General features: G+C 50.4%; 11 protein-coding genes. 6 read left to right on the forward strand and 5 right to left on the reverse strand.

Annotated features, from left to right (window positions below; all coding sequences use genetic code 11):
• Positions 1-6: 6 nt before the first annotated feature.
• Entirely contained in the window at positions 7-366 is a 360-nt protein-coding gene (locus tag J2I47_RS21935) for a hypothetical protein (protein WP_207366763.1), read from the reverse strand.
• A gap of 111 nt (positions 367-477) precedes the next feature.
• Here J2I47_RS21935 and J2I47_RS21940 point away from each other — a divergent pair, with 111 nt between their 5' ends.
• Positions 478-2,052 carry a competence protein CoiA family protein gene (locus J2I47_RS21940; RefSeq protein ID WP_207366764.1) on the forward strand — a complete coding sequence of 525 codons (1,575 nt, stop codon included), beginning with the start codon at positions 478-480 and terminating at the stop codon, positions 2,050-2,052.
• A 12-nt stretch (positions 2,053-2,064) separates the two neighbouring features.
• Here the strand turns inward: J2I47_RS21940 and J2I47_RS21945 are convergent, their stop codons facing one another.
• The 4 genes from J2I47_RS21945 to J2I47_RS21960 form a co-directional block, all read right to left on the reverse strand.
• On the reverse strand, positions 2,065-2,283 hold the full coding sequence (locus J2I47_RS21945; protein ID WP_262899038.1) for a helix-turn-helix domain-containing protein: 219 nt from the start codon (positions 2,281-2,283) through the stop codon (positions 2,065-2,067).
• 124 nt (positions 2,284-2,407) lie between these two features.
• Positions 2,408-4,768, reverse strand: coding sequence for a DUF5703 domain-containing protein (locus tag J2I47_RS21950; protein WP_229374868.1), 2,361 nt, complete (start codon positions 4,766-4,768; stop codon positions 2,408-2,410).
• Positions 4,769-4,956: 188 nt separating this feature from the next.
• The gene (locus J2I47_RS21955) at positions 4,957-5,685 is read right to left on the reverse strand and encodes an RloB family protein (RefSeq protein WP_207366766.1); all 729 of its coding nucleotides are present in this window, start codon (positions 5,683-5,685) and stop codon (positions 4,957-4,959) included.
• Positions 5,675-7,051, reverse strand: a complete 1,377-nt coding sequence (locus J2I47_RS21960) for an AAA family ATPase (RefSeq protein WP_207366767.1) — start codon at positions 7,049-7,051, stop codon at positions 5,675-5,677. The genes J2I47_RS21955 and J2I47_RS21960 overlap by 11 nt, the downstream gene beginning before the upstream one ends.
• 126 nt (positions 7,052-7,177) lie before the next feature.
• Between J2I47_RS21960 and J2I47_RS21965 the strand changes: the two genes are divergently transcribed.
• The 5 genes from J2I47_RS21965 (at position 7,178) to J2I47_RS21980 (ending at position 15,181) form a co-directional block, all read left to right on the forward strand.
• On the forward strand, positions 7,178-8,452 hold the full coding sequence (locus J2I47_RS21965; protein WP_229374869.1) for a site-specific DNA-methyltransferase: 1,275 nt from the start codon (positions 7,178-7,180) through the stop codon (positions 8,450-8,452).
• 70 nt (positions 8,453-8,522) lie between these two features.
• Positions 8,523-8,846, forward strand: coding sequence for a hypothetical protein (locus tag J2I47_RS26655; protein WP_229374870.1), 324 nt, complete (start codon positions 8,523-8,525; stop codon positions 8,844-8,846).
• An 11-nt stretch (positions 8,847-8,857) separates the two neighbouring features.
• A complete protein-coding gene (locus J2I47_RS21970) occupies positions 8,858-11,635 on the forward strand; it encodes a DEAD/DEAH box helicase (protein WP_207366768.1) in 2,778 nt (925 codons plus the stop codon).
• A 43-nt stretch (positions 11,636-11,678) separates the two neighbouring features.
• On the forward strand, positions 11,679-13,970 hold the full coding sequence (locus tag J2I47_RS21975) for an argonaute/piwi family protein (RefSeq protein WP_207366769.1): 2,292 nt from the start codon (positions 11,679-11,681) through the stop codon (positions 13,968-13,970).
• The gene (locus J2I47_RS21980) at positions 13,967-15,181 is read left to right on the forward strand and encodes a PD-(D/E)XK nuclease domain-containing protein (protein ID WP_207366770.1); all 1,215 of its coding nucleotides are present in this window, start codon (positions 13,967-13,969) and stop codon (positions 15,179-15,181) included. The genes J2I47_RS21975 and J2I47_RS21980 overlap by 4 nt, the downstream gene beginning before the upstream one ends.
• Positions 15,182-15,419: the final 238 nt, after the last annotated feature.

A 15,419-nucleotide genomic window follows, 5' to 3' on the forward strand; every position in this document is an offset into this window, starting at 1 on the left:
GGTATGTTAGTCATGATCGTCGGAAGCTTCAGGATGCTGGTCTTTCAGAAGCTGGCTCAATCGTTCTTTCCAACCCATCGCTTGGTCGATGTTGCGATAGGCTTCCTCTCCGTACCGCTGCATGGCGTAGTCCAGCAAGAATGCCTGCGTTTCTAACTCAAACTTATCAGTCCATGTAGCCCAAAACTGTTCAATCGTCAGTCCGTCCTGATCGCCGTTCCAATAGTACGTCCAGGCATGGTCGAAGGAGCGATTCCGCCGTAAGTAAGCCACATCCTCCCGGCTGTAATTATGCACCAGCTTGTTGAGCGCATTAATCGTGGTCAGTTCCAGACGGTAGGTTCCAACTAATTTATCTGTTGCCATTGTTCGGGTTTAATAAAGCTAACCTACGTAGAATTCCAAATGATCCCAAGGGTGTATCAAAAAAAAGGTTGACAGGGGCATCATTTCGATTTATCTTGTATCAAAAAAAGGATGCATAACCCCGATGCCGGACTGTATCAAGCCTGGTTGCAGGTAGGGCTCAACCGGCAGGAGCAGTTGATTCACATCAGCGAGTCGCCACGCGGGGAGGCTTGTGCGTTGGTGTGTCCTCATTGTCATGGGCCTTTAACGGCCAAAAAAGGCCGCATCAAGGTGCATCACTACGCGCACCTGGCGAATAGTTGTCGGCCCCTGATCCCCCACTTCGATTTCTGGGCAACGAACGTCGATGAGACGAGTTGGCCGCTGGACGAGTTTGCCCAGCGTCATGCCCAGCAGCTTTTGGCTGAACAACAACGGCTGAACGAACAACTCACGAAACTCCAAACCAACTGGCAGACCATTAAAATCTTAATGACTGAGCTGCTCAATATCCTTGACGATGTATCACAGCCTTACAAAACCGGAACCCGACCCGCGAACCGGCAGGTTAATCAGGAGGTACTGACCGACGTACAGGCGTTTTTGGAAAGTTCTTCTTCTGACCGGGGACCGGTACCCGCCCTGCACAAGGTGCGCCACAGCCAGTTTAGTAGCTATTGGAATTTGGATCTGAAGCCCAAGAAATGGGGAAGTGTTTCAGAATGGGGCTATTCAGTTTCTCCGGGTCAGCTCTGGCAGGAAGAGCTATCTGGTACGGCATACCTGATCCCGTCGAAGCTGCGTAAACACTACGATGCCCTGATCAGGTATCACCGCACGTACAATGAACTAGCCGATTTGACGACAGAGCATGATGCGTTTGAGCGAACGCTGACGCGGTTCGTTACCTTCAACTTCTATTTCCTACGCATTGACCTGCCTTCAGGTACGTTGTACAAGTCCGGCGTAACGAGTCGTCCGTTACCAGAGCGAACAGCCGAGATTGAGCGCGACCTGCGCCCTTTGGGGCCGGTCACTATTGTGCCGTTGGCCCTTGTTAAGCAGGTCGGGTATCTGGAAGCCTATTTTAAGCGAAAGTATGTATCCTACCAGCATCCGTTGAACACAGCAAGCGGTCCGCTAACGGAATATTTTGACTTACCACCGGATGAGGTAGGGGCGATTGTAACTGCCTTGCAATCGTTGATGCAAGACAACGCTACTCCAGCCGAACCAACGACTCGATCCGAACGAGTACGGGCGGGCATGCGCCGGGCAAAAGCGTCGGGCAAAACGTTGGGGCGACCCAAAGCACCCGAACGTACCGGTGCCTTTTTGCAGAAAGCAAAATCGCAACTTATCGTGCAACTTTTACGGGCTGGTCATTCGCTGCGCGAGATCGAACGACAAACCAGTTTTTCGATAAACACCATTCGCAAAGTCAACGAGACACTGAAACCACCAACGTATCATTTAGCCGACTTAATACGCGCGAAGCGAGCCAAACGAGGTGTCAGTGCGGTGGCGGATGAAGTAAACAGCCATGTTCTCAACGGAGTAGCGAAACCCAGTACAATCCTTAGTGCTGAAAATGGCTACCAACCGACTCCTGATCTGCTAATGGCTTTGTGTCAATGGCTTCAGGTAGATGCATCACAGCTCAAACCATTCAGGAAACGGGTGGTGGCCAAACGATCTGTTTAAGCGAAACCTAAACTAACTGTCGAGACATGTAATTTGGTACAACTCTTGCGCAAACACCCGCATACCCGGATAATTCTGGCGGAACTCGCGAGAAGTGCAGCCGTGCTTGCTGCGGAACACACGATTGAAATACGAAATACTGTTAAACCCGCATATGTAGGCTACCTCTGTGATGGTATAGGTCATATTAATTAGCAAGCGTGAGACTTGCTCCAGACGGATTTCATCCAAGCCTTTGATATTGGTACGTAGCTGGCAGTTTATTCAATGCCATATTCTTGACCAGAAGTGAGCCGTAACCAACACTCTTAGATTGAGCGTTGTGTTGCGGCTCATCCACCGGATTGCTTATACCTTATTTGTTGGGTAAGACAACATCTTTCGCCCGCTCTGCCGGACTGACGCGCAACTGCTCAATCTTGCCCCCTACGACCCGGCCTTCAACGACTGTTTGGTAGGGGGCGTGCAGTTTGAACGTGACGTTCCAGTTGCGGGGCCAGGCGGGTAGCAGTCGGATAGTTCTGCCGTCGGTCTGCATCAGCATCTCCTGCAAGCCGATCATGCCCGACCCACCCCAGTTATGATCGGGTGTCCAGTCGAAGCCCGGCCCCCAGAAAGCAGGGAAACGCCGCCCCGAATTTTGCAGTTTGAGCGTCGTCAGCCGGGCGGCCTCGTCGGTCAGGCCGAGCCGAGCACAGAAGATGTTGTCCTGCTTCCAGCCTATATAATCCTTGACTTTGGCGGCTTCGGTATCGTACCGCCACGTATTCAAAGCCAAATCAAAGTCGGGTTTGCCCAGCCCGTAGAGGTTGTAGGGAAATAGGGGGTATAACTGCGGAATCTCCGTGTTGTTGATTCGATCCCACGTCACGGCGGGGGCAATGGTTGCGCGGCCTTGCATCACCCGCGTCGGGATGGGCGGGATACGGGTAAGCATGGCCTGAAAGCGTGTTCGCTTGTCGGCGGGCAAGTACCGGTTGGGCAATTCTAGTAGCCGGGTCAGCACCGCCCGAAGGCCCGCCACCGTCGTAACGGCGTTGTAGGCCGTTTTGTAGGTCTCGGCGGCACTGCCCGGATAAAGCACCAGGTGGCCCTGCTCATCGAGGGGTTTGGGACTACGTCGAAGCTGTTCCTGCTGGTAGTGTTCATCGAAAAACGTCAGGCTGCTTTCAATCAGAGGCATGTACGTACTGACATCCTGCCCGGTGAATCGCTCTGCGTCGAGAATCATCAGGCAAAACTCCAGCACCGTGTCCCAGGTGTAGGCCACCCAGTTATTGTATTCAACTCCTTTATCATACGTACCTGACCGTGTGGTGTTGAAAATGTGCTGATTCGCCAAGTATTCGAACGCTTGGGGCAACCCGAAGTTTTCAAGTTGCTCGGTGAAGCAGGCCCCGCCGTGTCCCCAGTAAAAGCGGCTTCGCCGTTCGGCATTGGGTAATGCCTGCCGGTAGAACTTAAACTGCGACTTCATCAGGTCCACATCCCCACTTTTCAGCAGGGGCCAGTATATCAGCCGCTGGTTCTGGGCCGTGAACGTACCACCACCCCACAGCCGAAAATCGGGCGAAAAGGCCAGATCAGGATTCACAAACACCGGGTCGTAGGTAAACAGGCCCCCGTTGAACTTGGTGGGGTACGTGCCGAAGGCGTTGCAGCCGAGCAGGTAGCGAAACAACTGGTAGTTGCGGCCCACCTGCCAGGGGGCCGCGCTGCTGTCGGGCTGGTCGGGCTGGATGTAGATGTAGCTGCGTTCCCAGAACTGCCCCCACCACTGTCGGCTACGTACCTGAGCGGTGTTGAGAGCTTCGTCGGCCTCGCTGATGGCCCCATCAAGAGCCTGCTGCCAGGCCCCAACGCTGGCCGATTGTGCCTGATGCAGCACCAGCGTAACCTGAGCGGTACGGACCGGCTTGCGGCTCTTCAGGCTCCAGGCGGTGAACGGGGTGTTCTGGTACGTACCCTGTGTTATTCCGGCGGGTTGCATACCTGTACCCCGCAGTTCACCCCCGAAGGTCAGATTACGCAGGGGGTTCCACAGGCTGTCTTTTACCGAGGCCATGCCCTGCTGACGCACTGTGTAATCAAACACGGTCGAATCCTGGTTACGGTGGTAAAAGCGAACGCTCTTATCCGTAAACGCGACCTCATCGCGTCGTTGTACCACCGGCAGATTGGGCAGCGTTTTGTAAGACGTTGTTGTCCCTTCTTTGGTCGTTAACAGGCGGTCCTGGATACGCCAGTTCTCATAACTGACCTGCGCGGTTACCGGATGAGGGCTGCTCAAATCAACACGCACGACGGGCCGGAACACGTCTACCCAAACGTTGATACGTACCTGTCGTGTCCCCCGCCCGCCCGTCACGCTCACGTATCCCTCCCGAAGGTGCAGTTCCTGCCGGAACGTGGTTGAACTACTAAACGGATTTGGGCTGAGTGTCAGCCGTAGCCGCCCCAGTTTAAGCATGGCGTTGTTTTCATCGAACGTACCGCTCCGCGACACGTATAGCAACAGATCGCCCCCTTCCACCCAGACGTTGAGGCCCACATCCCCTCCGCCACAGGGCATCGACTCCCCGGAATGGCGGCTGGGTGTCGTCCAAACAACGTTATAATCGCGTAGAGGTTGGGCCTGAGCTGTCCAGAACACGGTTAAAAACGGCATTCCTGCTAACAAAAACAGATAGCGATCAATCAGAGAATAGTTGAGCATGGCATAGCGCATAGTTTCATAAAATTATACTGATAAATCAACTCGGTTTTAGCCTTCTCGCATCCGGTCAGTCATCGGTCACACCATTCATAATCGATTTTGGACGTCGCCACGTTCCTAAATTTTAACCAGGCGGAGAGGTAGCCCCATTTTTTGTGAAATAAGCAATGAGTATTGCAATTGACGCGCTACTCTCTGTCGCCCATAATTTCCTTTACCACCCGAAACACTGTGGTAGATGACTCCTCAATAGCCGGGCTGCGGTGGTCGTACTGGTCAAACACCCGCTCGGCGCGAGTAATGGCTTGATCGATGCGTCGGCGACGGGTTTGCGGGTCAATGGCCAGCATCAGATCGAAAAAGTCGGTGCTGATACGTTTGCTTTTACGGCCCTCATACTGCACACCATACGGTGCCAGGCACTCATTGAGTCGAGCATCATACTGTTGGCGGTGCATAGCTCCGCCTTGATGGTCTAAGAAATGGAGTAGCAGCCAGTATTCAAACGATTGATTGGAATAGGCCACCCGTCCGTCACCAAACAGATGTTGAGCTAGCCGCACCGCTTCGTTAAAATCTTCAGCATCAAAGTCGTCTCTGTCGAAAACGCACCAGACTTGATCGTACTCGCTGCCCTTCAGCCGTTCTTCATCCCGCACCTGTTCGGCCCGACGTACCAGTGACAATGTGTTATATCCGGTGCCCACAGTACGTACCTGCACATTGGGCATCTGGAATTGCCGGAAGTAGCTTACTTCCGTGTTGACACCTTCCGTCACGACTAACAACCGAATGAACTCCGTAGCCGTTGGCTCCGCCCGATCAATAGCGAGGGCAGCGGCTCGTTTTGCCCGTTTAGCAGCCCGTTTTTCGTCGCGTTCCTCAGCCTCGCGGATGCTTTTCTGCCTACTCTTCATTGGCGACAGGTTGCAGCGTTTGACTCACGGTTTCGTCATAGTCGTTCAGATACGGCACCGCCCCGAAGCGGCCTTGCAGGTACTTCTCGCGGTAGTCGTCACCTTTGCGGACGGTGTCGGTTTTGAAATCCGACAGCGCATAAAGCGACGAAGCCCCGTAACGGTCTTTGCTGACAAACCAGATCTGATCACGCCGGAGCAAGGGTTGAGTCGGGCCACGTTCGGCTAGTCCACCCCCACTAAGCAGGTTGCTGTCATGAGTGTTGAAAATCAACTGGGCGTTGTGCGGGTTGGTCTCCGGCGAATGAAACAGCCCGACGATCTTACGGACCAGGTTGGGGTGTAGCTTCGATTCCAGTTCATCTACCACCAACGTATCGCCTTGTTGCAGCGTCTCCAGAATGGGGCCGGAAAGGGCGAAGTATTTCTGCGTACCCGACGACTCATCGTCCATATCGAACTCGACCGTACCCAACGGGTTGCCGTCGGAGTCGTAGCGTCGGTGCAGGGTTTTGGTACCGCCCAGAATAACCCCGTCTTTTTCCGTCAGGGCTTCGGCCAGACGTTCGCGCAGGCCCGACGGCAGGTTGCCCGGCAGGTCGCTTTCGTGCTCGATGGGCTGTACGCGCACGTCGGCGATACCCAGATCAGCCCCGGCCAGGAAATTCATGACCGCCGATTTGCCCTCAGTGTGCATGACGCGACTGACAGTAAAGCCTTCGTACCCTTCTTCCTGCAAGCCCGAAATGACGTTCAACTTGGCCAGCCAAGCAAACACGCGCCTGGCAAGCGGATCATTGAACTGAGCCGCTACCGACAGCATCAGCGCGTTGGGCCGAATCATGTCGTCTTTGGCCAGCCTCAGGCCCGTTTTGAACTGCCGGGGATTGATGACGTCGAACGTTTGCTCGTCGCGGTAGAACACTTCAATCTCTTTGGTCTTTGGGCGGTGATAGAGCCACTCCGACACCACTTTCTCGGTCGTCACCTCGAAGCCATACCGGAACAATTCATCCTCGTGCAGAAACACCAGCTCAAACTCCGACGGGGCTTGCTCCGCGTCCGGGTTGAGCCGAAACGGGACCGTCGGAATTTTGTCGTTCAACTGCGTACCGCCCGACGAGCGAAGCATGAAGTGCCGCATGAAGCTCACTGCCTCAACCAACTTGCTTTTGCCGGAGGCATTGGCCCCGTAAATCGCTACGCTTTTCAGCAGCCGGAACGGTCCGCTGTCCCGGTCGAGGGCAGGTACGTTCAGCCAATGCGTTTCCGTAGCCGGGTCTTTGTCGTAACGAGAAGCCACCAGCGACAGCTTGGCTTCATCGCGAAAGGACTTATAGTTCTTAACCGAGAATTGAACGAGCATGATAAAATACAGACGACTTTTGCACAAATAACGCAAAAACTATTTTTATTATTCCAATATAGTATTCATCACGCTGACGGTTGTGGCTAAAATTGCTACTTTTGATTTTCCGTTTTACGTATTCGTATGCCCACGCTGAACTGGATTGGCAAAGACAAAGTCATCAATCACCACCTCGACGTACCGTTTCGGACGCTCGACGCGCAGTACACTTTTCAGGCCGGGCCACGTCAGGCCAAAGAGTCTGCGGCTACGGCTCTTTCCGACAACCTAATTATTCACGGCGACAACCTCGAAGCCCTAAAAGCCCTGCTACCACGCTACGAAGGGCAGGTGAGGTGCATCTATATCGACCCGCCTTATAACACGGGCAATGAGGGCTGGGTCTACAACGACAATGTCAACGATCCCAAAATTAAACGGTGGCTGAACAGCGTCGTCGGTAAAGAAGGCGAAGACCTCAGCCGCCACGACAAATGGCTATGTATGATGTACCCCCGGCTGAAGCTATTGCACAAGTTGCTGGCTGAAGATGGGGTTATTTTCATCTCGATTGATGATAATGAAGTTCAGAATCTTCGACCTATTTTGGATGAAATCTTCGGAGGACAGAATCGTATAGAACAGTTCATTTGGAAGAAAAGCTACGGTGGAGGGGCCAAAGAACGGTATGCCGTCACTGTGCACGAGTACGTACTGATGTATGCTAAAAGCAAAGACAAAATCAGTGAATTGACTCTCCCTCCTGATCCTGACGCAGAGGCCCGGTACTACAAACTGACGCACGAAAAATTAGCAATAAGGGGACCATTCCGTATAAAGCCACTTGAAGCGACAAAAAGTATGGATCGCCGAGAGAACTTGATCTATCCAATTCCTGCTCCCGACGGAACAGAAGTATGGCCCAAGCGGCAATGGTGGTGGGCCAAAGAGCGAGCTTATTCGGCAGTTGAGAATAATGATTTGTATTTTATTAAAGCTAAAGACGGTGCGTGGTCAATATCTTATAAGCAGTATCTCCGTGATGATACTGGTGAGGAACGACGTAGTAAGCCGTTTTCAATAATTGACGGCATTTATAATCAGGTAGGCAGTGCTGCTTTGAGAGAATTGTTTGCTGACCGAGGTCAAAACGTTTTCCAGTTTCCCAAACCTGTCGAGCTGATCGAAAAGTTACTATCCATGTTACAACTTTCTGCTGACGCGATCATTCTTGACTCGTTTGCGGGTTCCGGCACTACGGCACATGCGGTCGAGAACCTAAACCGGCAGGATGGTGGAAAGCGCAAGTTTATCTTAGTGGAGATGGAAGACTACGCCGAAACGATTACGGCAGAGCGAGTAAAACGGGTGATGAAAAGTAACTTTACCCCCCCCCCCCTTACAGTTACAAATAACTGACAATCAAGCGCATAACGGTAACTTTACGTACTATACATTAGGCGAACGGCTGTTCGACGACGAGGGCAATTTGAACCCGGTGGTGAGCATCGACAAGATTCGGGAATACATCTGGTTTACCGAAACCCGGACCACGTACCCCAACGCCCAGCTCACTCCTTCGGCGGAGTCCGAAACCGGTACATACCACTTAGGTACGTATGGTGGCACGGCCTATTATTTCTGCTACGTACCCGACGAACAGACAACACTCGATTTTACCCTGCTGGGCCACGTTCAGGAGCAGGCGGAGCAGTACATCATCTACGCTGATGTCTGCACGTTGCCGGACACCTTTTTGCAGCAACACCACATCATCTTCAAAAAGATTCCGCGCGACATCGCCCGCCTGTAACCACCAACGTTATGGAACTCAAACCGTATCAACAGCAGGTTATTGCCGACCTCAGCCTGTTCCTGGACTACCTGATCCGGGTACCCGACATCCGCCATTCGTTTCAGGACTACTGGACCGACCGGGGTTTTCGACCGATGACGGGCCATACTATTGAACCCTACAAAAACAACGTTCGCGACGCGAAGGGCCTGCCCGTTCCGCACTTGTGCGTGAAGGTGCCCACGGCGGGTGGCAAAACATTTATAGCCTGCAACGCCCTGCAACCCATTTTTGGACTCATCTCGCCCAACGACGGGCCGCCCGACGTACCTAAAGCCATTGTCTGGTTGGTGCCGTCGATTTCTATTCTCGACCAGACCATCAAGAACCTGCGCGATTCGAACCACCCGTACCGGCAGAAACTAAACGCGCATTTCAACCACCGCGTCGAAGTATTCGACAAGGCCGCTTTGCTGGCCGGATCGGGGTTCAACGCGACCGCGGTGCAGGGTCAACTGAGCATCATCGTGATGAGCTTCGATTCGCTCCGGGCCAGGAATAAGGAGGACCGTAAACTGTTTCAGGAAAACGGCAACAACCTCAGTTTCGTGGCCGGTTCTGCCGCAGCAAACCGGGAGCAGCCCGACCACATACTAGAAGGCACGGACGAAACAGCGGTGATCAACGTCATCCGGTCGTTGCAGCCGGTGTTAGTGGTCGATGAAAGCCACAACGCCGAAAGCGAGTTGAGCGTGGAGATGCTGGCCAACCTGAATCCCAGTTTTATTCTGGATCTAACGGCCACCCCGCGCCGAAACAGCAACATCATCAGCTTTGTAGATGCACTCGCTCTCAAGGGCGAAAACATGGTGAAACTGCCGGTGATTGTCTATAACCAGAAAGACAAAACCGATGTCATCAACGCGGCTCTGGAACTACAGCGCAAACTGGAGCTTCAGGCACGAGCCGAGCAGAAGCAAGTGGGTGGGCGGCTAATCCGTCCCATCGTGCTGTTTCAGGCACAATCGCAAACAGCAGCAGATAATCACACCTTTCAGCGGATCAAGGACATTCTGGTCAAAGCGGGCATCCCCTCAGCTCAGATAAAAATCAAAACCGCATCTGTTGACGAATTGAAGGGGGTTGACCTGATGGCCGATGACTGCCCCGTGCGCTACATCATCACCGTCAATGCGCTTAAGGAAGGCTGGGACTGTCCCTATGCCTATATCCTGGCTTCGCTTGCCGACCGTTCCTCGGCGGTGGATGTTGAGCAGATTCTGGGGCGGGTGCTGCGTCAGCCATACGTCCGGCAGCACCAATCGCCCCTGTTAAACCTGAGCTACGTACTGACGGCCTCCTCCAAGTTTCGCGAAACGTTGCAGCACGTCGTTAACGGACTAAACAAAGCCGGCTTCAGTAGCAAAGATTACCGGGTTGTCTCCGATGAAGTAAAGCCAAGCACGGCACCTATGCCGGACGTACCTAATCCGTTGGCGGCTCTGTTCGACCCCAAGCCAAACAATCCAGCTACGGACCAGCCTGCACCAACGGCCACCGAAGACATCGACCCCGACCAAATAACGTACCCACCCCAAACCGCAACCCGTGAGGCAACAACGGATACAGCATCTGCTGATTCGGCTCACCCACTAACCGGGAGCGGTGCCGGTGATACGTCCGACATGCCGACTGGCGTAGTCGATTCACCCGTTATACAAGACATTCAACGACAGGCTGAGGAAGAAGCTAAAGCCTTTGAGCAACAGCTTGCGGATATGAGAGATAACGGGCAAAAAGCCGACGACGCGCAGCAGTCGGTGGGCCGATACGCCATGCGCGATCACTTCAGCGAACAGGCCAAAGCGATACGGCTGCCTCAGTTTTATATGCGGGTACCAACGGGTCTGTTCAGCACCGACGGCGAAGAGCGGTTAGACCGGACGCACCTGCTGGGCGGGTTTCCGCTGGGCAAACAAAGCACCGACATCAAATTCGACAACGTACAGGCCGACCTCTACAAAGTTGATCTGGAGCAAACCGAAAAAGGTCAGTACACCCCCGCCATCGCCCGGATCGACGGGAAGACCAAGGAAGCCCTGCTGAGTAACATACTGGCACAGCAAAGCCGCGACACACAACTCAACAGTATGACGGGTCGCCTGATGCGCTTACTCGGCGACTTCCGGCCCATCTCCGATGCCGACGTGCGTAAGTACGTTAAGCGTATCCTCGACGAGATGGGCGAAGAGCAGTTCCGCGACCTGATTGCTCACGAACACACCTACGCCGAACGGATCAAACGCCATATCACGACGCTAACCACTGATTTTGCTGCTGAACGGTTCCGCAAGCTACTCGACACCGACGAGGTGTTTGTAAAACCGGCCTACTCTTTGCCCGCCACCAAAGCCCCGAAAGAAACGGCCAAGGATATCACCAAGTCGCTTTACAGCAAGGAGGAGCGCATGAATGGTTTCGAGGAGCGGGTTATTCTGGAGGTGGCAAATTTAGAAAACGTCGCCTTCTGGACGCGCAACGGCGAGCGGGGCCGGGGCTTCTGGCTCAACGGCTACCTCAATCACTACCCCGACTTCATCGTCGTCACCAAACGTGGCAAGATCGTCTTGCTGGAAACCAAAGGCGACGACCGCGACAACTCCGACAGCGAAGCCAAGCGTAAGCTGGGTGATTATTGGCGGCAGAAAGCTGGCGAAACGTACCGCTACTTTATGGTCTTCGAGAAAAAAGAGTTCGAGGGTACGTACACGCTGGACGAGTTTTTAGGCGTGATGCGGGCATTGTAAACCTTTTAGGTATATTGGCGTATCATTAACAAATTAGTTTTTAATGGCAATTACCTTAAACGTTGCTCCCATCAGTTTTAACGATGCGAGTATTGATATTGAAGAATTTCGGTATTCAGAGGACAGATTTAATCAGTTGCATAATGAGTATCGCAAAACACACCTTATTCAACGTATCGAGGACCGAATACAGGCTATTCCTATTCGCAAAGATGCTAAGACCGCAGGGGGTCGCAAAGGCAGTCTAATACTTTCCGAAAATTTAAATGTTGTGGCTTCGTTAGCGAATGAGGCTTTATATCGTCGATTGCTTGAGCGTTCTTGCTGGATAACGGGAAAAAAGCCTATTACCTATTTGGTGAGTGGTCGAAATTTAATTGAAGACTGTTTACCAGAAGGAACTTCTCTTAGAAAGGGATTGAGTATGTTTGCTCGTTGGGAAATAGACTTTCGTATTCAAAATCCTACTGGTGAAAACCCATACGTTGCTTTAAGCATCAATGTTGGTACAGCCCCTCGTATTTCATATAGTTGTGATAAGCTACTCCAATTTGGCGTTCCGCTAACTGGTTATTATGTAGGTCGAGCTAATTTGGGACGCAATCCCGAATTGAAGCCTCGTTTTACAACCGTCGGAAAAGTAACAGGGATCGAAGACGGTGATTTGTTACAACTAGATGATCTTCGTCCAGGAGAAGATTCACCTTCACTAGCATCAAAACTATATCTTGAGCCGAGAGAGGATGTATTAGCTCACTGTATTAAACATATTTACGGAGAACACGCATTAGGAATTCTTGAAAGGCTTGATAAGCGTGTTTCTGCTTTTCATACAGGCCCAGAAAAACTCAAACGTCTTGCAAGTGCACTTGAGTCTTTTCAAGCATTTTCTTTAGAATTGATCGAAGGAATTCCTTTCACAATCGATCAGTTTTTAACAAATGACATTAATAATGACGATTTGACAACTATAGGCATAGCAGATAAACCTACGTTTGTATTTGCCTACGGCGGTCAAAAAGTCAGTTTGTATAATGATAATGGTTTACAAAAATATGGGCCCTATTCCCGCGAAGGATTTTCACCTTCTCGTCCCCGCATTTGCGTTATCTGCCAGGCTTCCAAAAAGGGGCAGGTGGAGCAAATAGTTAAAAAATTTCTTGACGGTATTCCTCCTGTCGAATACGCAGCAGGCAGGTCGTTTGAATATACTGGCTTAAAAGCTAAATACCATTTATTGGGTTGCCACATTGAATTTTTCACGACAACAGATGACTCTGTTGAAGCTTACAATCGAACTACCAGTGACGCTTTGAGAGTACATGGTACAGGACAAGGTGCTTGGAACTTAGCATTGATCCAGATTGATCGGTCATTCCGTGATCGGACCGATCACAACAATCCATATCTGACTACAAAAGCTCGATTGATTGGTCAGCAGGTTCCTGTACAAGAATTTACGCTTGAAGCCCTTGGATTACCAGACAAGCGAGTGGTTTGGACCTTAAACAATATGAGTTTAGCTACTTATGCTAAACTGAACGGCGTTCCTTGGCTTTTGAAAGCTGATCGCCCTATTGCTCACGAGGTTGTTTTCGGCATTGGTTCCGCTACAATAAAGGAGGGTCGATATGGTGGGGGAGAAAGGATGATTGGTGTAACAACTGTTTTCACCGGCGACGGCAATTATTTCGTCTCAAACGTTTCATCTGCTGTACCTGAAGAAGATTACTTTGAAACGCTTCTTGATAGTTTACGAACAACTATGCAGAACGTTAAACATGACTTAAACTGGCAACCACGAGACACCGTCCGGCTAATATTCCATGCTTTTAAAGTATTTAAGAATGCGGAGGCTGAAGCTGTTAAGCAGGTTATGAGTGAATTAGGTGATTATAACGTTGAATTTGCCTTCGTACATGTAGCTCAAGACCACCCATTCTTACTTTTTGATAAATCAAAAAAAGATGGAATTGGCTATTATAAAAAAGGCAGATTGTCGCCGGAACGCGGTCAGTATGTTCAACTCACAAGAAGAATCATGCTTGTTATGCTTACTGGAGGGGCTGAACTCAAGCAACCAACTGATGGTTTACCAACTCCTGTTCAACTTATTTTACACAAAGATTCCACTTTTAAAGACCTAACTTATTTGGCCAAACAAGTGGTAAATTTCGCGGCTCATTCGTGGCGAAGTTTTCAACCAGCTCCAATGCCAGTAACTGTTTTCTATTCTCAATTAGTAGCTCAAATGCTTGGACAGCTTTCGAGTGTTCCGCAGTGGAACCCTGATGCTATATTGAATCGAATCGGTACAACTCGCTGGTTTTTATGAGCCCGAATAATAACCCTTTCCTAAACGACATACGTCGAACGTTGCTTACTGAAATAACTAAAGTAGATAATAGTTGTCTAGAGGCCACTTTTATCGCTTGGGTATGTCCAACGTTAAGAAACACAGTAAACGCTCAATTACCTGCTGATTGGTCGTCCTTGGATTACCATCATGTGGCACAGCTTGGGTTTATGGCTCAAATGTACCCCGATGTCTTGTCAGATCGGTACAATGATTTAGCAGGTGGCCTCACAAGAATGTTAGGGCGTACCTCGATAGTAATGGGTGGTTCTCGCGCTCCGTTCGCTACGGACGTTATAGCTTTAATTGGTTTAGCTACTGGTGCGAAAGTAATTGGTGGTAGTGTTCTGGCTAGTATGACGGAATGGCTTATCAGTTTCATTCAAGATACTTGTAAAGACTTAGTTAGCTGGAAACGTTGTATAGCATGTGCAACTGTTCAGATGCTTTCACCAAACCATGTATGTTCAATAATTCCAATTGGAGATAACTCAGTGGTTGGTATTGCCTTAAATCAAATTGGGATGGGGCAGATTTTTGAGGAAATAGATGATCAAACTATCTATAATAACTTACTCAAAGATGTTATTGAAGAAACGGAGCAAGATCCTTGTTTGGCAGCATTACGATACAGAGCTTTATATTATATTTTAGATTCCTCTCCAACTATTTCACTAAATAAACCGTCTGTCGCCGATTTAATACATTTTCTCGAGCGTATTCCTGCTGCTTTCAGACGCTGGACATGGGAAGAAAAACCGAAGACCTCTACTAGTACAATTCAAAATTGGGACATCCAAAACGAATATCACGTTCAGAATCTCCTTTATTTATTACTATCACCAGTTTTTAGAGATTTAGAGGATGAGTTTTATTTAGAACCTATTGGACAAAAGAATGCTCGTGCCGATCTGGGCATTCCTTCCTTATCACTAATTATTGAAGTAAAGTTCTTAAGAAGTACAGTTAGGTTTGCGGATATGATAGAGGAGATTGCGGCTGATAATAGTTTGTACTTTGCATCTAATAGCGAGTACGTAAACCGCTATCAACATCTGTTAGCATTCGTGTGGGATGACTCACGTCGGGATATCGAACATGATGTTTTTAAACGTGGTGTTAGCCGCCTAAATCGTGTTGTTGGCTCAATCGTCATATCACGCCCCGGCAATATGCAACAGCGGCCTTGAATGCATTTTTCAAAATTCTTCAACATTGTACAAATTAGTCTTTGTACGAAACGTTGAAAATAATATTTTCCGCAGTCCGAATGGTATAGATGTCTTATTCGATTGATATGGGTGGAGGTCAGGAAATCAGAATCTGGTTAAACGCTACAGTTCGATAAGCTCTCCGAAGGGATGCGGTATCTGTTGTCGGCAATGGTGTGAAGACGGTAAATTTGATAGTTTTGCAACTGTATCATTC

Source organism: Fibrella rubiginis (genome assembly GCF_017353185.1).
In the GTDB taxonomy this organism is placed as follows: Bacteria; Bacteroidota; Bacteroidia; order Cytophagales; family Spirosomataceae; genus Fibrella; species Fibrella rubiginis.